General features: G+C 34.8%; 18 protein-coding genes. 7 read left to right on the top strand and 11 right to left on the bottom strand.

Going from position 1 to position 18,369, the window contains the following annotated elements; all coding sequences use genetic code 11:
• Positions 1-28: 28 nt before the first annotated feature.
• The gene (locus LAB100_RS09045) at positions 29-748 is read right to left on the bottom strand and encodes an MIP/aquaporin family protein (RefSeq protein WP_119327197.1); all 720 of its coding nucleotides are present in this window, start codon (positions 746-748) and stop codon (positions 29-31) included.
• 337 nt (positions 749-1,085) lie between these two features.
• Here LAB100_RS09045 and LAB100_RS09040 point away from each other — a divergent pair, with 337 nt between their 5' ends.
• Together LAB100_RS09040 and LAB100_RS09035 are read left to right on the top strand one after the other, a co-directional pair.
• A complete protein-coding gene (locus tag LAB100_RS09040; protein WP_119327196.1) occupies positions 1,086-2,030 on the top strand; it encodes a D-2-hydroxyacid dehydrogenase in 945 nt (314 codons plus the stop codon).
• Between the two features lie 260 nt (positions 2,031-2,290).
• Positions 2,291-2,719 (top strand): hypothetical protein, encoded by a 429-nt coding sequence (locus tag LAB100_RS09035; protein ID WP_162894258.1) that lies wholly within the window; start codon positions 2,291-2,293, stop codon positions 2,717-2,719.
• An 82-nt stretch (positions 2,720-2,801) separates the two neighbouring features.
• On the opposite strand, the gene LAB100_RS09030 is transcribed toward LAB100_RS09035, so the two are convergent.
• The 4 genes from LAB100_RS09030 to proB all read right to left on the bottom strand — a co-directional run bounded on the left by LAB100_RS09030 (position 2,802) and on the right by proB (position 5,939).
• On the bottom strand, positions 2,802-3,272 hold the full coding sequence (locus LAB100_RS09030; protein WP_119327194.1) for a GNAT family N-acetyltransferase: 471 nt from the start codon (positions 3,270-3,272) through the stop codon (positions 2,802-2,804).
• On the bottom strand, positions 3,253-4,500 hold the full coding sequence (locus LAB100_RS09025; RefSeq protein ID WP_119327193.1) for a glutamate-5-semialdehyde dehydrogenase: 1,248 nt from the start codon (positions 4,498-4,500) through the stop codon (positions 3,253-3,255). Before LAB100_RS09025 ends, LAB100_RS09030 begins: the two co-directional genes overlap by 20 nt.
• A gap of 181 nt (positions 4,501-4,681) precedes the next feature.
• A complete protein-coding gene (locus LAB100_RS09020) occupies positions 4,682-5,107 on the bottom strand; it encodes a MarR family winged helix-turn-helix transcriptional regulator (protein WP_119327192.1) in 426 nt (141 codons plus the stop codon).
• A gap of 22 nt (positions 5,108-5,129) precedes the next feature.
• Positions 5,130-5,939 carry a glutamate 5-kinase gene (proB, locus tag LAB100_RS09015; RefSeq protein WP_119327191.1) on the bottom strand — a complete coding sequence of 270 codons (810 nt, stop codon included), beginning with the start codon at positions 5,937-5,939 and terminating at the stop codon, positions 5,130-5,132.
• Between the two features lie 92 nt (positions 5,940-6,031).
• On the opposite strand from proB, the gene LAB100_RS09010 reads away from it, so the two are divergent.
• The 3 genes from LAB100_RS09010 (at position 6,032) to LAB100_RS09000 (ending at position 8,232) form a co-directional block, all read left to right on the top strand.
• Positions 6,032-6,313, top strand: coding sequence for a LysR family transcriptional regulator (locus LAB100_RS09010; RefSeq protein WP_119327190.1), 282 nt, complete (start codon positions 6,032-6,034; stop codon positions 6,311-6,313).
• An 814-nt stretch (positions 6,314-7,127) separates the two neighbouring features.
• Positions 7,128-7,403, top strand: a complete 276-nt coding sequence (locus LAB100_RS09005; RefSeq protein ID WP_119327189.1) for a hypothetical protein — start codon at positions 7,128-7,130, stop codon at positions 7,401-7,403.
• Between the two features lie 76 nt (positions 7,404-7,479).
• The gene (locus tag LAB100_RS09000) at positions 7,480-8,232 is read left to right on the top strand and encodes an alpha/beta fold hydrolase (RefSeq protein WP_119327188.1); all 753 of its coding nucleotides are present in this window, start codon (positions 7,480-7,482) and stop codon (positions 8,230-8,232) included.
• Here LAB100_RS09000 and LAB100_RS08995 read toward each other — a convergent pair.
• From LAB100_RS08995 to LAB100_RS08985, 3 genes are all read right to left on the bottom strand, one after another.
• Positions 8,220-9,605 carry an MDR family MFS transporter gene (locus LAB100_RS08995; protein ID WP_119327187.1) on the bottom strand — a complete coding sequence of 462 codons (1,386 nt, stop codon included), beginning with the start codon at positions 9,603-9,605 and terminating at the stop codon, positions 8,220-8,222. The two genes, LAB100_RS09000 and LAB100_RS08995, sit on opposite strands and share 13 nt — an antisense overlap.
• On the bottom strand, positions 9,605-10,030 hold the full coding sequence (locus LAB100_RS08990) for a MarR family winged helix-turn-helix transcriptional regulator (protein WP_119327186.1): 426 nt from the start codon (positions 10,028-10,030) through the stop codon (positions 9,605-9,607). Before LAB100_RS08990 ends, LAB100_RS08995 begins: the two co-directional genes overlap by 1 nt.
• A 165-nt stretch (positions 10,031-10,195) precedes the next feature.
• A complete protein-coding gene (locus tag LAB100_RS08985) occupies positions 10,196-11,653 on the bottom strand; it encodes an AMP-binding protein (protein WP_119327185.1) in 1,458 nt (485 codons plus the stop codon).
• Positions 11,654-11,765: 112 nt separating this feature from the next.
• On the opposite strand from LAB100_RS08985, the gene LAB100_RS08980 reads away from it, so the two are divergent.
• Positions 11,766-12,134: a PaaI family thioesterase gene (locus tag LAB100_RS08980; protein WP_119327184.1), complete on the top strand. Its 369-nt coding sequence runs from the start codon at positions 11,766-11,768 to the stop codon at positions 12,132-12,134.
• On the opposite strand, the gene LAB100_RS08975 is transcribed toward LAB100_RS08980, so the two are convergent.
• Entirely contained in the window at positions 12,135-12,656 is a 522-nt protein-coding gene (locus LAB100_RS08975; RefSeq protein ID WP_119327183.1) for a DUF308 domain-containing protein, read from the bottom strand.
• Between the two features lie 194 nt (positions 12,657-12,850).
• Here LAB100_RS08975 and LAB100_RS08970 point away from each other — a divergent pair, with 194 nt between their 5' ends.
• Positions 12,851-14,575 (top strand): pyruvate oxidase, encoded by a 1,725-nt coding sequence (locus tag LAB100_RS08970; protein ID WP_119327182.1) that lies wholly within the window; start codon positions 12,851-12,853, stop codon positions 14,573-14,575.
• A 67-nt stretch (positions 14,576-14,642) separates the two neighbouring features.
• On the opposite strand, the gene LAB100_RS08965 is transcribed toward LAB100_RS08970, so the two are convergent.
• Positions 14,643-16,544 carry a BspA family leucine-rich repeat surface protein gene (locus tag LAB100_RS08965; protein ID WP_119327181.1) on the bottom strand — a complete coding sequence of 634 codons (1,902 nt, stop codon included), beginning with the start codon at positions 16,542-16,544 and terminating at the stop codon, positions 14,643-14,645.
• Between the two features lie 130 nt (positions 16,545-16,674).
• Positions 16,675-18,369, bottom strand: a 1,695-nt coding sequence (locus tag LAB100_RS08960; RefSeq protein ID WP_174233500.1) for an SLAP domain-containing protein, incomplete at its 5' end; no start/stop codon positions are given.

Here is an 18,369-nt window from a genome sequence, read left to right as displayed (position 1 = left end):
AAGTAGATCGCCTTATTTTATATACTATTTAAAAGAATAATCCGTAAAGTTTAACCGCAGCGATAGCACCAAGGATTGGAGCAAGAACTGGGACCCAACTATATTTCCATTGGGATGAACCCTTTGGATTTAAAGGTAATAGTGCATGCAAGATACGAGGACCAAGATCACGAGCAGGGTTCAAGGCTGGACCAGTAGGACCACCAAATGAAACGACCAAACACATAACCAAGAATCCTAAACCAATAAAGTCAGCACGTGGATCAATATGATCTGAAGTTAAAGCAACGGCACCGAATACTAAGATGAAGGTACCGATAAATTCGTTAATGAAACCATTTAGACGACTATTTTCAGCATCAATAGTTGAGAAAGTACCAAGGATACTTTCAACATTTTCTGTTTTGTTGTAGTAAGGCTTGTAAGCAGCGACAATCATAAGTTGACCAAAGATGGCACCTAAGAATTGAGCAATGATATATGGACCAACTTCAGCCCAAGGAAATTCACCATTGAAAGCTAAAGCCAAAGTCATTGCGGGATTGATTTGACCACCGGAAATTGGACCGAACATCATGGCTGGAACCATAACACCGATACCGTAACCGAATCCAATCAAGATCCACCCACCGTGAAAACCTTTTGTTCCTTTTAATTCAACGTTGGCAACTGAACCATTACCGAGGGCAACCATAATAGCTGTTCCGATAAATTCAGCGATACAACGTACTAATAACGTATAGTGCATAATTAATACTACCCCTAAATTTAATTGATTTGTTACATCATGACCTATATTATAAGCAAAACACGAATATTAAAATTCACTCAAAAATGGGTTAAATCGTATAAATTCGTAATAATTTGTCTTTTATGAGTGAATATTCTTCATATTTCACATAAAAAAATTGCTCCACCAATACGGGGCAATTTTCACTAACATAAATAGTAAAATAAATCAAATAATGTGCAACATTTAACATTGTATCATACATTCCGAATATTTTTTGCTATTTTCAGAAAAAACGGCTATATTTTGCTATATAGTAATAATAGAAATATTAATTTTAAAACGAGGTAGGAAAATGAAAGTTCTTAGTTTAGTTAACTTAACAAAGAAACAAACCGATAAGATCGAATCGATCTCTGGTGTAGATTTGAAAGTTGTATCTCCTAAAAAAGTTACTCCTGCTGACCTCGATGGCATAGAAGTGCTTTACGACTGGTCTAATACTTTAAAAGATACTATTTTGAAGAGTGATACTTTGAATTGGATTCAAGTAGTTCGTGCCGGTGTGGATGCTTTGCCACTGTCTGAATTGGCTGATAAAGGTGTTATTTTAACTAACGGGTCTGGTGCTAATGCTATTAACATTGCTGAACAAACTTTGGCTTATATGTTGATGTTTGCCAGACGTATGAATTTGACCACTCGTCATCAAGATGCTAAAGAATGGAAACTTGATGAAGGCTATGATGAAATTTATAACAAGACTGTCATGATCGTCGGTGTTGGACATATTGGAAAAGTTATTGCTCAATATGCTAAAGCCTTAGGTATGAAGACCATTGGTGTTCGTAGAAGTGATAAGCCAGTGGAATATATTGATGAAATGATTCCAATGTCAGAGCTTCAATCAAGAATTGGTGAAGTTCATTACGTAATTAATTCTTTGCCTGATACTAATGCAACTGCTGGAATGTTCAATCAAGAATTGTTTGCTGCTATGTCAAAGAAGGCTTATTACATTAATATTGGCCGTGGAAAAACAACAAATATGGATGATTTAGTTGCAGCTCTTCAAAACGGTGAGATTGCCGGAGCCGGTTTGGATGTTACAACACCAGAACCACTACCAAGTTCTAGTCCACTATGGGATATGAAGAATGTTATTTTAACCCCTCACGATGCGGGAACAAGTGTCCACTATGAAGAACGTGCTTTTGATATTTTCAAACGTAATTTGAAGTCATATGTGGAAAATGGCGAAGTTATAGAAAATGTTGTTAATTATTCTACAGGATATTAGAAGAATTTTTTAAATTCTAGGTAATTGGACAAAAGTTATAAATAGAACAGAATCTATTAAGAGGCTCAGGTGGTACACATCTTGAAGAACTTTTTAATAGATTCTGTTTTTTTATTCTAAAATTAAACAAGGTAGCAATGAAGGGCAATAGATTTACAACTTGATACGGTCATTTATCGTATTCAATATCAATGATTTCGTTTCCAAAAAACAAATCAGGTTGAGATTTTTTGTGGATGTATTAAAATTAGGCTAGATAGATGAAAGGAAAAATGATGTTATCTAGTGACTATTTTATAGGATTCATGTTGGTTTTTTTATTTTGGTTATTATTACTACTTTTGGAAATAATTTTAAACATGAGAAACACGATCATAGAATTATCTTTCTTTTCTGATGAAAAACTAAATAATTTAGACAAACGACTTAATCAAAAATTTGGTGTCCGTTTTCAGGGACCGTTTGAATTATTGGAGTTTTTGTTAATCGGTTATATTGTCTATGCATTGCTAACGGACTTGAGATATCAAGGATTTCAATTAGATGCTGCTTCATTTAATCAAATTCTGTTGTTCTCAGCAATTGTAATTGCGGTGATGATAGGCGATATGATTTTGATTGCTAAAGACTTGCATATTTACAAATTCATTAAGAATTCAGTCGCTCTGTCTAGAAAGAACTCAAATTAAAAAAGAGAATTACTAACAAATTATTGTTGGTAATTCTCTTTTTGTATTTAGTTCATCAATTTTGATTTGAAAGGTGACAATGTTAGATTATTGGTTTCTTCAAACGAATCATGTCTTTCAAAACTAATTTATTTTCAATAATAGGTTCAGAATAGTTATCAACAAAGAAATTACGATCAATGTTAGTAACTCGGAAACCGCATTTTTGATACAAGTAGAGTTGTGCAAAACTAGTACTGCCAGTGCCGATTTCAACTGTGGAATAATGTTGTTTTTTGGCCCAATTCAAGGCAAAATGTAGTAATCTTTCACCGAATCCCTGATTTTGGACACTTTCATCCACAGCAATATTAACAATTTCTACTGTTTTAGGTCTGGTATCAATTAACAAGATAACCCCTAAGAGTTTTCCACAATTGATTAATTCAAATTTATAAGCTCGATCAAGATAACTATCGACAATCTCCTTGGAGGGGTCCGCTGTCAGTAATAATTTGTAGTGAGCTGAGGTTACTTTGTGGAAGGCAACTATTTTAGTGTCTAATTTGACCATCGCCTTGGACCAAGTATTTTGTTGTAGTTAATTCATTGGCACCCATGGGACCTCTAGCATGTAGTTTTTGAGTGCTAATACCAATTTCAGCACCGAATCCAAATTGTTGACCATCAGTAAAGCGAGTTGAGGCATTAGTATAAACTACGGCAGCATCGATTTGTTTCATGAATTGACGGCTAGCGGAGTAGTTTTCGGTAATAATAGATTCACTGTGTTTAGTATTGTATTTATTGATATGTTTGATAGCATCGTCGATTGAGTCAGTAATTTTAATAGCGATGATGTAATCGTCGTATTCAGTACCCCAATCTTCTTCAGTAGCAGGGATGATGTCGGGTTCGATCGCTCTGGCTAAAGTATCGCCACGAACTTCAACGTTATTGGCACGTAATGCGTCATATAGATCTGGCAAAAATTCATTAGCGATGTCCTTATGCAAAATAACTTTTTCGGCAGCATTGCAGACAGAAGGGCGTTGAACCTTGGCATTGATGATGATCTTTAAGGCTTTATCCAAATCAGCGTCTTTATCAACATAAATGTGGCAGTTGCCGGCACCAGTTTCAATGATTGGAACTTTGGCTTTATTGACTACCATTTTGATAAATTTACCGCTACCACGAGGAATTAAAACATCGATATAATCAGTTAATTCCATCATTTTTTGAGCTGTTTCGTGGCTGACGTCATCGATCAATTGAATTGCGTCAGGATTAATGTTTGAGTCTTTCAAGGCAGAACGTAAAGTTTCAGATAAAATGATATTTGAATTAATTGCTTCCTTGCCGCCACGTAAGATTACAGCGTTTCCGGCTTTAAAACAAAGTCCAGCTGCATCGACAGTTACATTAGGACGAGCTTCGTAAATCATACCAATGACGCCTAAAGGAACACGTTCTTGAGTGATGTCTAAGCCAGTTACGGTTTCCCAGCCACGATCGACTTTGCCTATGGGGTCGGGTAGATCCATAACTTGACGTAAGCCATCTGACATATCATTGATTCGATCAGGTGTCAAAAGTAGGCGATCAATCATAGCCTCTTTAATGTCATTTTTCTTAGCATTAGCGATATCTTCTTTATTAGCTTCAATTATTTTGTCAGTGTTAACTACTAGGGCATTTGCCATATTAAGTAGAGCATTGTTCTTTTGTTGAGTACCAAGTTGTCCTAATTCAAAAGCAGCACTTTGGGCCTTTTGCCCCATATCTTCAAGATTTGTCATCATCATCACTCCTAAAACGCTTTCTAATATCTCTAAGTATAGCATTTTTGTACAAAAAAATAGTGGACGGCTGCATCCACTATTTAACGTCTAAGTAATTTATTTTATTTGAACGTTGATTAATATGTTGCCGTCAACGTATTGCTGATTTATCACTACATTATGTTGCCGTCAACATAAATTATTTGCTATTTAAATTTTTAGTGATTTTTTCTAGCATTTCAATGAACAAACGTTGTTCCTCATCACTTAAATCATTAGTAGCATCATATTCAGCTTCTAGCCAAACGTCTTGAACGTGAGTAGCAACTTGACGACCGTGTTCAGTCAAACTAACAAGAGTTACTCGCTTATCTTTAGTTGATTTTTCAGTTTTGACCAAATCGGTTTTGATCATGCGGTTAACTGACTTGGCAATTGTTGAATGATCGACACAGAGTTCAACGACAAGTTTATTTTGAGAGATTCCATCTTTTTTTAGTAATTCTAATAAGATCATATCCTGACCAGGGTAGAGCCCTAAAGGTCGCATTCGTTTTGTAATACGGCTTTTGTAACTTGTTATAAGGTTAATAATGGCCTTTTCAATTGGAAATTCGGAATTCATTATTATCCTCCTAATAGTTAGTTTAACGTGCTTTTGAAAATAGTGTTCCAACAGGTTCGCCTGAAAGAATATTAAAGATTATATCAGGATTTTTCCCATTAGTTAAAACCATTTGTTGATTATGTTTCAAAATGAGTTCAGCTGCTTTTAATTTTGTTGTCATCCCACCGGTTCCGTATTTAGTTCCGTGGCCACCAGCTGCAGCAATAATATTAGGACTGATCTTGTCGATTCTTTGGATCAATTCGGCATCAGGAGCCTTAAGGGGATTAGCTGAGTAAAATCCGTCGATGTCTGAAAGCATAATCAACAAGTCGGCATCGACTAAGTTAGTAACGATAGCTGAAAGTTGATCATTGTCACCAAATTTTGTATGGTGATCCAATTCCGAAACCGTTACGGTATCATTTTCATTAACGATTGGAATTGTATTATCCATTGAAAGCAATTCTTGGAAGCTATTCATAACATTAGTGTGACTTTCTGGATAATCGATTATATCACGAGTAATCAACATTTGGGCAACTGACATCCCGTATTCGTGGAAAGCTTCATTATAAATTTGCATCAATTCAGCTTGACCGACGGCGGCTACAGCTTGTTGTTTAGAGATTTTAATAGGACGTTTGTCGATTCCTAAAACACCCATGCCCACACCAATAGCACCGGATGAAACTAAGACAACATCTTTTCCTTCTTTTTTTAATTGGCTCAAAACGTGAGCTAGTTCTTTAATAACAGCTAAGTTTATTTTACTGTTTTGGCGAATCAGAGTACTTGTACCGACTTTAACGACAATACGATCGGCAAAAATAGAACGCTTATTTTGCATGCTTTCATCCTCATGATAGTTTTTTAAGTGGTAATTATTTTCCAATACTATTACGATAGAACAATAGGTAGAATAAGAAAAGGGTGTATTTCATGTACAAAATATTAATTATGCTTCATGACGGCGATGATTATATCCGAATGAACAAAGTTTACATTGAAAGTATGCCAGTCGCTGGACAATATATTATTCATTCTGATGGTTTGCCATACTATGTAGAAGAAGTAACAACCTTTGTTGGTTACGTTAGCAGTAAAGGTGCAATTGCCATTGTCGTTGTTCATCCAGCTGATAAAGATGCTGAGGTTAACCAATTATATGGAGTTGACATTGCTCAAGATCTTGATGATCCAGAATATAATAAGAATGAATAGTTTTAGATAAAATGTAGTCAGATAAAGAATTTAATAAAAAGAGCGTCTATTAAAAAAATTAGGTATATTTTTACATACCTTGAAAGTTTCTTAATAGACGCTCTTTTGTTTTTACGCTTAATATTTAAAATTAGACAACTAACTAATCGTTTTCATTAATAAAATTGTTTAAACAGGCTACAATTGTAAATCAAAACTCGTAAATTTCTTTTAATAGATTTGATGTCTATAAGATGTTTAAACCGTATATCATGAGCATTGGTAGGATAGCTGCAATGGACGAATTAAATCAACTCCCTTTGATTTAATTTTGTCCTCTTTTTATACTTTTGAGCAAAAAAATAAAGGCCTACCACAAGCCTTTATTTTTGCGAGAAATTAAAATCAGAGCCTACCACTAACCCTGATTCCTAAGCAGTTGAGAAGGAGTACTACTTCAAAAAGGATAACAATGAAAATATTGTTAGGTTAATACATCTCGCTTATATAACCAAATTAATTATAAGTCCTAATTAAAAACATTTCTATATTTACGGAAAAATATTTTGATTAAAATAGCAAGATATTAGAACAATCAGAGGGGCGCGTACATTATTTTGTTGAGTTTGTGAATAGTCGTGACAGCGCATACTTAACATGTCATAATTTAGTCAACTTCATAATAATGATCTTATATAATAAATTCAAAATACTATAAGTATTTTATATAAAGTTGAGAGTATATTGATGCTATAAGGGAGCATAATAGTGTCAATGAATGAGAAAAGTTGCATATGGGTTAATGTATATATTCCAATAGAAGGGTGGTAACATTTTGAAACAAGTTAAAGTTTCCAACGTTGAACGAGATAATTTTATTCGTTCCGTTGAAGAGTCAGTAGGATCCTTCAATTTGGGCTCTGAGAGGTCGCTAATCAATTTGGTGTTCAAACATCTAAAATTGTTAGAATACAATGATAACTTAGAAGCCGAATTGATTAATTTCCGAAGAGAATTAATCGAGTATGATATAGATACAGGACATCGCCATAGTCGTGACGTTGAAGAGTTGCTTTTTAAAATTAAAAATCGAAATTTACCATATATCTAGTATATAATGTAGGAATATTTTTTATTCCTGCTTTTTTTATGCTCATGATGATAATATATGGTCATGAGGTGACAAGATGGTAAAAATTAATCAATATTTAATTCAAGATGTTCCAGTTTTAGAAGTAGTTCCAGACGGTGCATTTCACAAGCCGTTACCACTGGTTATTTTCTATCACGGATGGCGTTCAGATAAGGAATTAGTTTTAACTCAAGCACGTAAATTAGCTCAAAAAAATATCCGTGTGATCTTGCCCGATGCTATGAATCACGGGGAAAGACACATGGATATTTCTTCGATACCTTCATTTACTTTTTGGAATAGTATTCAAGGAAATTTAGCAGAATTTGCCTTAATCAGAGATTATTTTGCTGACAAAAATTTAATTAAAGATCACAAGATTGGTGTTGGCGGTTATTCAATGGGTGGTATGACGACGGGGGCTTTATTAACAGCCCACCCGGAAATTTCAGTAGCAGCGATTATTATGGGAACCCCTGATTTAAAAGGTTACGCCCGCTTAGTTCGACAAGATGCTAAAAAGAGAAAGCTTTATCTTCCTACTGATTTAGAGTCGTTAACTAGTTGGATTGAAAATTACGATTTAAATAGTCAGCCAGAAAAGATTGCTCATCGACCGGTATTATTTTGGCATGGAACTGATGACTCAAGAATTCCTTATCGAATGTCGAAAGATTTTTTTGATCGAATTCATCAAGAAGATTACGCTGATCAAGTTGCCTTTATCACTGGCTATAAAGCGGGACATCTAGTTGAAATTAGATTAATGGATAAAGTAGCTAATTTTTTTGAGTATTATTTGGAATGATTTTCTCTAGGAATGGCTTTGAAGAGAATCAATAAATTGATCAAACCTAAGATAACTAAAATAATAAAGGCGTGTTGAGTTCCAATAGCTGTTGAAGTAGCAGTTGAAAGAGACTCGTTATTTTGGCTCAAGGCAATGATGGCTGACACGATTGAAGTACCTGTGGCACCAGCAAATTGTTGAAGTGTATTAAAGATAGCATTACCGTCAGCTTGATTTTGGTTAGTAAGGTATTTCAAACCATTGGTCATAATGTTACCGAAAGACAATCCCATACCAAACATATAAAGGATATAGGCCCAGATAATTAAGGTCGTGTTTAAATTACGACTAAAAATAGTAAAAATAATTAGTGAAATGTCGGCAAAAGTAACACCAAAGAGAATTGGCAAACGAGCTCCCATTTCATCAAGAATTTTACCACCCAGAGGAGCTAAAATGGCACCGACTACACCGGCAGGGAGAACTGCCAAACCAGCGATGGTAGCACTTTGGTGGTTAACTAATTGAATATAATTAGGCAAGATAAAAGCAAACCCTAAAGATAGAATCTGGAAAAAAAAGAAGCTAAGTACGTGACTAGCAAAAGTTTTGTTCTTTAAGACATTCAAGTTGAGAATCGGTTGTTTGATTTTTTCAGAACGGACCACAAAGCCAATCAATCCTAAAATACCAATAATGAATGAAACGATAACATAAAGATTTAAATTACTCATATTACTGAAACCGTAAATTAAACCGCCAAAAGTAAGAATTAAGGCGATTAAACTAGCTAAGTCAAATGCAGATTTTTGTATTTGGCTTTTTTGTTCAATGTTTTTAATACCGAGTAAAAAGGAAATAATCAGAATTGGTAGAAGAATAACAAAAATATAACGCCAACCCAAGGCACTGACGACTAGACCACCAAAAGTAGGCCCAATTGCTGGAGCAACGGCAGTGATTAGAGTTCCGATACCCATCATTAGTCCGATCTTACTGGCGGGGACATTTTCTAAAATAATATTGAACATCAAAGGAAGGGCAATACCAGTTCCAAGACCTTGAATCACACGTCCTAATAGAAGAATTGGAAAAGCTGGAGCGATAGCATCAATTAAGACACCTAAAATGAAGAATAAGTTAGCGAAAATAAAGAGAGTTTTAGTTTTAAAGTTCTTTTTGAAAAATGATGATAGTGGAACCACAATGGCAACGACTAAGAGATAAATAGTTGTCATCCATTGGACGGTTGAAGTAGTGACATTGAACTCCTTCATTAAAGTTGGAAAAGATATGTTCATTGAGGTTTCAACGATTACTCCACAAAATGACATTAATCCTGTGGCAATAACGGCCAATAAAACCTTTAAAGGTATTTTTTCTTGAGACATTAATCATTACCTCCATCAATAAAAAAGTTAAGCATTTTCTCAAATTGGGTAATTTCTTCCGGAGAGAAATTTTCTGAGAGCAATTCTTGTTGATGCTGCATGTAATCGTTAATTCGTTCTTCTAGAGCCAAGGCCTTATCAGTTAGATAAACTGATTTTTGTCTAGCATCAGTTTTGGAAGATTGACGATAAAGTAAATTCTTCTTTTCCATGCGTTGTAATAGGACAGTGGCAGTCGAACGTTGGATAAAGAATTCGATTTCAATATCACGCTGAAAAGTTTCAGTATCTTTACGACGACTAACGAAATCAATAACAGACATTTGCATCCAAGTAGTATCAAATTCTTTGGCAAAGGCGTCGAATTTTTTAGACAATCTGTTGGCAGCAATTTTTAACAGTGTATTAGTGTATTTTTTTGACATATAAAACTCCTTACAAAATAAATGCTAGCTGACTAACGATTATCTATGTTACTCGGAAAAAATAAAATGTGCAATAAAAAATATTGATTAGTTTTTGAATACAAAAAAACTTAGTGGAATGACTTCTTTTGCTCGTCATTCCACTAAGTTAAATGGGAAATTCAATTAAATAACCTTATATTTCAAATTAAACAATCGATTTCGTAAGATTTTACCACCAGTACTTTTAGGAAATTTTTCTATCAAACGAAATTCAATTGGAACTTGATAATTGATTAAATTATGTTGTCCAAACTCATGTAAATCCTCACTAGTTAAATAGGCGTTATCCTTTAAGGTTAAGTAAGCAATAGGAATCTGCTTGCCATGATCCCCCTTGATACCAACAATACAAATATCGGTAATGCCGTTAACACTATGATAAACGTTTTCGACTTCTTCAGGATAGATGATCTTATTACCAGAATAGATCAAATCAGCCTGACGTCCTTTGAGATACAAGAAATTATCATCATCGAGATAGCCGACATCTCCAGTTTTGAAAAAGCCGTCACTTGTAAAACGATTTTTGAATAGTTTATCCTTATTGAGATAACCAGCAGCAATAGTGGGAGATTTGACCTCAATACAACCGATATTATCTTGATTGATATTGGTGATCCTAACTTGTTCAGTAAAAAATGGCTGTCCACAAGAACCCGCTTTGATTTCGGCATCATTAAAGTTGAGTGCTGAGATGTTAGCAGTCGTTTCAGTCATACCGTAAGATTGTAAAACCGGTATATCGAGCATGTTGCAACGTAGGAGAGTCCAATTATCAATTAAACCAGTTCCTAAAAAGATGCAACGGAAGTGTTCGTTATAACGACTTCCTTTTGGTAAAGTATTCAATAATTCCCTTAAAAGTGTGGGCGTTAAGGAAATGATGGTAGCTCTTTCATTGATCAAAACTTTATTGATCAAATCAATGTTAAATCCATCAATTAAGTAAACCCCAATTCCGTAGATCAAAGAACGCATGATGATTGAAAGCCCCGGTACATTGAAGATGGGCAAAGTTAAGACCCAGGTATCTTGTTTGTTAATACCTAAATTTAAAGTAGTTCCCATAGCAGAGTAAAAATAATTACCGTAAGTCAGCATAACGCCAGTATCTTTTTTATCAGCATTGGGTGTATAGAAGATAGTTGCTACTTGAGAATTGTCAAATTCAGAAACAGGTCGGTAATTTTTAGTTGGATTAAGGCTTAAAACTTCCGACATCATAGTTTTATCCCAGTTAATATGGTCTATTTCCGAAGTATTCACTGAATCACTGATAAGAATTGTTTTGGGATGACAATCATTGATTTGATATGTCAAAGTGTCTTTTGAAAGTCCAGTATCAAGGAAGATAGTTCGTGTTCCTAACTGTTGAAGTGCTAAAATGGCAACGTAGCCATTAAAACAGTTATCGGAAAAAAGTGCCACAGAATCATTTTGACGAATACCGCTGGTGAATAATTTGCTAGCAAAGAGTTGGACAGTTGAATTAAGTTCACCAAAGGTAAAATCGGCATGTTCTAGGATAAGGGCGATTTTATCAGGATCAAGTTTTGCACGTTTGACTAACCAGTTTTCCAAAATTTGACCTCTTTTCCTTTGAAATTTTGATACGATTAAAGAGCTATGACTAAATTGTAAAACATTTACACAATAAAACTTAACTAATTATTGAAAAAAATTGAGGTATAAAATGAGTTTACTAAATGATATGGGAATAAAAGTGGTTGAACAAGGCAGGCATAAAGTGATTTTACAGATGGACCTGACTGAAGAGCATCTCCAAATGGAAAGTAATAAAGAGGGTATCATCAATGCTATGTTATCGGAAACCGCTGCAAGTATTGGTGCTAACTTAAATGTTGATAAAGATAATTCCGCTGCGGTATTGGGCGTATCACTACATAATTTAAATAATCTTAAATTGGGACGTTTGATGGTTGAAGCTATCTCCGTCCGTAATGGTGAAAATGTTCAAACTTGGCAGGCAACTACACATTTTGATAAGAGTGCCATTACTAACAGCTTGAGTACAATTACTCTAAAAAAAATCCAGATCTAACTAACCACGATAGATTCTGGAATTTATAATTTCAAAGAAAGCTAGTATTACTAAACTCAAACCGAATAATTGATAAATAAAAATAATTGTTTTAGAAGGGTTCAGAATAAACACGATTCCTGCCAGCATCAACAGTGCTGAGTAAAAGTAATCAAGGTAGGGTGTTATCTGAACTCTTTTTGTCATTTCATGAGAATCTCGAAATTGATTGATACCATTAACTAAAAGAATAATCCCCAAGACTGATGGAACTAAAGTAACAAAGAATTTAGCAAATAATAAAACGCCAAGGGCTAAAAATAAAGCTCCGATACCCATTCCAATTGCAATATTATTTTCACCGGTGGTTCGGCGAATATGTAGACCATCAAAAATGGAAAGTATTCCATAAATGGCAATGTAGCTGGAAACAATATAGATGATGATGTTAAAGCTTTTTATCGGTTCGATCACTATCAAAGTCCCAGCGACCAGCAGAAAAATAAACCGTAACCAACGATATAGTTGGAACTGTCTGACCATTTTGAAAATCCCCCTCAGTAACTTATATTCATATAATAACAGAAAAGTTCAAAAATAGAATTAATCATAAGAAAATATTTCACAAACTTATTTATCAATATATAAGCAAACTACTGTCCCAAGAATGAGCATATTACTTTAATTGTGAAATGATTGTGGTACGTTATAAGTAATAGATATTAGGAGGGACAATTATGGCTGTTCGTGCATCTGATGAAATGGTAGATGTTTTAGCAAAGTGGGGCGTAGATAATATTTATGGTCTGCCTGGGGATTCTGTTGATACAACGATTGATGCGTTATATCGTGCTCAAGATAAGATTAAATTTACTCATGTGCTACATGAAGAGGTGGCTGCCTTGTCAGCTGCTGCTCATGCCAAATTAACTGGAAAATTAGGCGTTTGTTTGTCTATTGGTGGGCCTGGAGCTATCCATTTGTTAAATGGATTATATGATGCCAAGATGGATCATGCGCCAGTACTAGCAATTTTGGGACAAGTTCAATCCAAGTTACTTAATACCGATTTCTTCCAAGAGGTTGATACGCATGTCTTATTCGATGATGTGGCTGTTTATAATAAAATCATCATGGACCCACAATCTTTGCCAAGAATTATGGACGAAGCTATCAGAACTGCTATTGCTAAAAAAGGCGTAGCTGTTTTGACAATTCCTGATGATATTCCAGATCATATGATCAAAGATAACTTCACACCTAACGTTGATAATTTCCAAATGGAGAATTACAAGGTTGATGATGACCAGATTAAGGCCGTTTTGGAAATGATGAAGATTCATTCTAATCCAATCGTTTTAGCAGGTATTGGTATTAAAGATGCCAAGAAAGAAACAAAAGAATTCATCGAGAAATATAAGATTCCAATTATACAAACTATGCCCGCAAAAGGACTAGTTGATGATGATCATCCTTATAATTTAGGTCAACTAGGTAAGTTAGGGACCAAGCCGGCTTTTGAAATGATGCAAAAAGCTGATTTAGTAATTATGCTAGGGACTGATTATCCTTATGCACCATACTTAAATAAAAAAGTTGATGCTATTCAAATTGATATCAATGCTGATCGTCTAGGCAAACGTCGTCACGTTAATATTGCAATTCAGGCAGATGCTAAAGAAGCATTAGCACGTTTGAACGAATTAGGCGAACCAGTTAAGGAACGTCCATTCTTAGATCAAGCGGTTGCTAAAATTGGACAATGGCGCAGTTGGATGCATGATGTTTATACTAAAAAGCATAACGGCGTTTTGCCATCATTGATGTTCCATAATATCAGTGAGTCAGCTCCAAGTGATACAATATGGTCAATTGATGTTGGTACCTCGACTGCTTTTGGCGCTAGATTCTTGACTGCCAAATCTACACAAATGTATACAATTTCAGCTTGGCTAGGAACAATGGGATGCGCTTTGCCAGGTGCTATTGCCGCTAAAAATGCTTTCCCAGATCGTCCCGTTTATGCTATTGCTGGTGATGGTGCCACATCTATGGTTATGCAGGACTTTGCTACAGCAGTTAGATATAATTTACCAATGTTGTATATCGTTTTAAATAATAAATTGTTAGCCTTTATTGAATATGAGCAACAATCCGCCGGCCAACAAAATTACGGAATTAGTTTGCCTGAAATTGATTTTGCTAAAGTTGCTGAAGCATGTGGTGGAATTGGTGAAAGAATTACAACTGATGAAGAATTTAAAGCCGCAATTGAAAAGTATCGCAATCCTGAAAAGCCAGTATTGCTAGATGTTGCCGTAACTGATGAAGCTCCACTACCAGGTAAGATTATGATGGATGAAGCCCAAGGTTATGCTAAATTTGGTTTAGGTCATGTGATTGATAAGAAATCCTTGCCTGAATTACCACCTATGAAAGAAATATTACGTTCTTTCCTATAATATAATATTTTGATTTATAGAATAAATAAAAAACAGCCGCAATTATGTGACTGTTTTTTGTTTTGCATTAATAGTTGGTGTCAACATCGCTAGCTTTAACGAATTCGTTAGTAGCAACGCGATAGTATTTAATACCATTTATAGTAGTATATCTATCAGACTTCCAAAGAGTACTTGGTGCTAACGCACGATTGGAAACAGCTATGCCTTCTGCTTTTGAAAGATAGGTAATAGTTTTAGCATGTGTTTTGATTACTTTCTTGTCATTTTTATAAGGATAGACGCGACTGGCTTCAACCCACTCATTGTTAGCAACTCGATAGTAAATTTTGTCGTTGATAGTTATATTTTCATCAGTAAACCAATCGGTACCATGAGATAATTCTTTGTTGGAAATAAAATTCATGGATTCATTGTTATAGGAGTAGATAGGAACATTTTTCTTGTCAGAATAAGTTGCTATATCAGCGTTTTGTTTGATGATTTTATTAGATTCGTTTTGATTATGGTTATTATGATTGGAACTTGAAGAACTGCTGTGGTGTGATGATGGATTTTTTTTATAAGTTACTTTTTCAGTAGTAATTATAGTACCGTCATTATAAACATTGGCAGTAACTTTTTGTTTATCAGGAGTGTAGCCCTTGATTGAAGGAACATCAACTAAGACTGTTTTTCCAACTGTACCAGTTACATTTTTAACAACTTGATCATTGAGGTTTGAAGGGATAGTGACATCACTAGTAACAGTAGTTAACTTTGGTACGAAAGTTTCAACCGTTTTGGCTGTACCATCATAGATTTTGTAAGCATCAGTGGTATCGACACCGGTATGGAAAGAAAGATTTGCCTGTGGAGTTTTAACAGAACCGTTTCCTATGTTTACCCAGGTATCAGATATTTTGTCGGAAATGGAAAAATTATTGTCTAGTTTATTTTTTGGACCAAGTGTTATGGATCTTAGATTATTATCACATTCCTTAGCATCATCAATCTGCATACTTCCAAATAAATTATCGCCTATATTCATATCAGAATCTATCAATGCGTTGGATGTATCAAGATTGGAGATATCGATATTTTCTAGTGAAATGTCGTCACTAAACATAGCCCCAATTCCCCGTGCTTTACTGGTATCAAATGTTTTAGGGAGATTAATAGTTTTGATTTTTGAAAGGCCATCAAACATATGATCAGTATAATCGGCATTTTTAGTGTTAAAACTAGAGATATTTAAATCGATTAAATTAGAATCGCTGTAAAACATAGAAGCAAAATTTGTAACATTAGATGTGTCAAAGGTGGAAAGATCTAACTTTGTTAGTGAAGAATCACCGCTGAACATACTACCCATATCTTCAACCTTTTCTGTATTCCAGTGGGAAGTATTAAGAATAGATAATGAAGAATCGTTCAGAAATGTCTTAAACATTCCAGTAACATTAGATGTGTCCCAGGTAGATAAATCAAGTTCTTTTAGTTTGGAATCATTTTGAAAAAGTTTAGAAAAATTAGTTGTTCTAGAAACATCTAGGTTATCAAGATTATCTATTTTTGCCAAGTTAGGAAGATTACTTAAAAAACCACCTATATTGGTTTTTTTCTGCGAAGCGTCTACAAGACTAATTTGTCCATCGAAAGAAATTGATGTTATTTGATCAGAATATTTATCCCAATTGTTTATTTGGTCATAAAATTTAATTACCCCTGGTCCAAAATGTAGTATGCCGTCTTTGATATACCATTTACTTGAGTTGCTTTGATTATTAGCTGTACCTTGAGCCGTAGCATCGCTAGGAATTGTAAAAATGTTTTTAGTTGTGGTAGCAGTATTTGAACTATCGGCATTTACAATTTCTGGAGATTTTAAAAATGAAAATACGTTAAAGAACAAAAAAATTATGATTAATAACCAATATGATTTTGGATTAATTAATCGTTTAAATATGGAGACTTTATATGATTGCATGAAATTTTACCCCTAAATTTGCAGTATGTACTCTAGTATAAGTCAATTTCATGCAAGAACATAAAATAAATTATAAAAAAACAAACCCCTAAATACTGAATAGGAGTTTGTTTTTGTGTGGAATTTGACTTTAGTGATTGTTATCAACATCGCTAGCTTTAACGAATTCGTTAGTAGCAACGCGATAGTATTTAACACCATTGATATAAGTAATGCTATCAACTAACCAGCTTGTATCGGCCGCAAGTGATCTATTAGTTACTAGTTCACCTTTAGCTGAGTAAAGTGCAGTAGCAGGGATATTAACGTTGGTTGTGACGACCATATTTGTTGGTTCGTAAACATAGGCATCTTTAGCACTGACAAATTCGTTAGTAGCAACACGATAATACTTTTCGCCATTAATGACGTATGTAACACGATCACTGAACCAGCTTGTATTAGGAGCTAGCATTCTGTTGTTGATGATTTCATCTTCTGATTTATAAAGAACTTTGGCTGTTTTGTCGTAAGTTCTAACATCAAAGTTAACATCTTCGTATGGGTAAACTTGACTAGCTTTGACCCATTCATTGGTAGCAACACGGTAGTATTGAATACCATCAACAGTTACTTTTTGGTCAGAGTACCAAGTTGATTGATAAGCTAAACCACGGTTACCAATAGCTGACATTTTGTTATCTGATCCCAAAGCGTAGACGTTAATTTGTCCCTTCTCGCTATATGTGGCGATGTTTTGAACGTTTTGTTCTGGGGATGTTGTTTCAGAAGGAGTGTTGCTTTCATTATTAGTATGATTTCCATTTGAGCTATGTGAAGGATTCTTGGTATATGTTAAGACGTCTGTATCCGAAAGCTTTTTATCAGGCGTTTTAACATTGGAAATTGATGGTTTCCCATCTTTACCGTATGTGACAATGACCGTAGGGGCAGTATATCCAGAAATATTCTGTGCACTTATCTTTACAGGATTATCACCGTAACGGCCAGCGGGTATATCTAAAGCGACGGTTTTACCATCCGGAGTTTTAACGTTTATGGTAGTTTTTTTATTTTCAACACCTGTATAGGTATATGAATTATCCTCGCTGATTGTATTTCCGTCTTGGTCTTTAATTAATGGTTTACCGTTAGCACCGTAGGTTACTGTGATTTTGGGTGTTTCATAACCGGAAACTTCAGGAAGACTTATAGTTTTATCAGGATCACCATATTTACCAGCAGGAATATTTATGGGCTCACCATTAGTTCCGTCAGGATTTTTGACGTTTACATTGGTTGCTGGATTAGCATTTCCGGTGTAAGTAGCTGGATTATCAACAGTAATAATATTGTTATTAGCGTCTTTAACAATAGCCCCGTTAGGGCTATAGGTAGCAGTTAGAACTGGAGTGATATATCCGTTATGGTCAGGAATATTAAGAGTAACAGAACTACCAACTTTACCGTCAGGAACGTCAATGGAAACAGATTTACCGGTAGTAGGATCAGTAACGGCAACAGCTTCATTGTTAGAAATAGTTTTAGCGGTGTAAGTAGCAGGATCATCAGCAGTAATAGTATTACCATTGGCATCTTTAACAACAACCCCACTGGGACCGTAAGTGGCGGTCAAAATGGGAGCAATATATCCATCACTATCGTGGTTAGGAATGTTAAGAGTAACAGAACTACCAACTTTACCGTCGGGAACAACAATAGAAACAGGTTTACCGTTAGTGGGATCAGTAACGGCAACGGGTTTATTATTAGAAATAGTTTTAGCGGTGTAAGTAGCAGGATCATCAGCAGTAATAGTATTACCATTGGCATCTTTAACAACAAC

The organism is Companilactobacillus musae, assembly GCF_003967595.1.
Lineage (GTDB): Bacteria > Bacillota > Bacilli > Lactobacillales > Lactobacillaceae > Companilactobacillus > Companilactobacillus musae.
Note: the sequence above shows the minus strand (reverse complement) of the source record. Positions and strands in the feature narration are given on the sequence as shown.

Coding starts and splice junctions, on each gene's coding strand:
- LAB100_RS09045 (WP_119327197.1), bottom strand. CDS start 748: ATGCACTATACGTTATTAGTACGTTGTATCGCTGAATTTATCGGAACA.
- LAB100_RS09040 (WP_119327196.1), top strand. CDS start 1,086: ATGAAAGTTCTTAGTTTAGTTAACTTAACAAAGAAACAAACCGATAAG.
- LAB100_RS09035 (WP_162894258.1), top strand. CDS start 2,291: ATGAAAGGAAAAATGATGTTATCTAGTGACTATTTTATAGGATTCATG.
- LAB100_RS09030 (WP_119327194.1), bottom strand. CDS start 3,272: ATGGTCAAATTAGACACTAAAATAGTTGCCTTCCACAAAGTAACCTCA.
- LAB100_RS09025 (WP_119327193.1), bottom strand. CDS start 4,500: ATGACAAATCTTGAAGATATGGGGCAAAAGGCCCAAAGTGCTGCTTTT.
- LAB100_RS09020 (WP_119327192.1), bottom strand. CDS start 5,107: ATGAATTCCGAATTTCCAATTGAAAAGGCCATTATTAACCTTATAACA.
- proB (WP_119327191.1), bottom strand. CDS start 5,939: ATGCAAAATAAGCGTTCTATTTTTGCCGATCGTATTGTCGTTAAAGTC.
- LAB100_RS09010 (WP_119327190.1), top strand. CDS start 6,032: ATGTACAAAATATTAATTATGCTTCATGACGGCGATGATTATATCCGA.
- LAB100_RS09000 (WP_119327188.1), top strand. CDS start 7,480: ATGGTAAAAATTAATCAATATTTAATTCAAGATGTTCCAGTTTTAGAA.
- LAB100_RS08995 (WP_119327187.1), bottom strand. CDS start 9,605: ATGTCTCAAGAAAAAATACCTTTAAAGGTTTTATTGGCCGTTATTGCC.
- LAB100_RS08990 (WP_119327186.1), bottom strand. CDS start 10,030: ATGTCAAAAAAATACACTAATACACTGTTAAAAATTGCTGCCAACAGA.
- LAB100_RS08980 (WP_119327184.1), top strand. CDS start 11,766: ATGAGTTTACTAAATGATATGGGAATAAAAGTGGTTGAACAAGGCAGG.
- LAB100_RS08975 (WP_119327183.1), bottom strand. CDS start 12,656: ATGGTCAGACAGTTCCAACTATATCGTTGGTTACGGTTTATTTTTCTG.
- LAB100_RS08970 (WP_119327182.1), top strand. CDS start 12,851: ATGGCTGTTCGTGCATCTGATGAAATGGTAGATGTTTTAGCAAAGTGG.
- LAB100_RS08965 (WP_119327181.1), bottom strand. CDS start 16,544: ATGCAATCATATAAAGTCTCCATATTTAAACGATTAATTAATCCAAAA.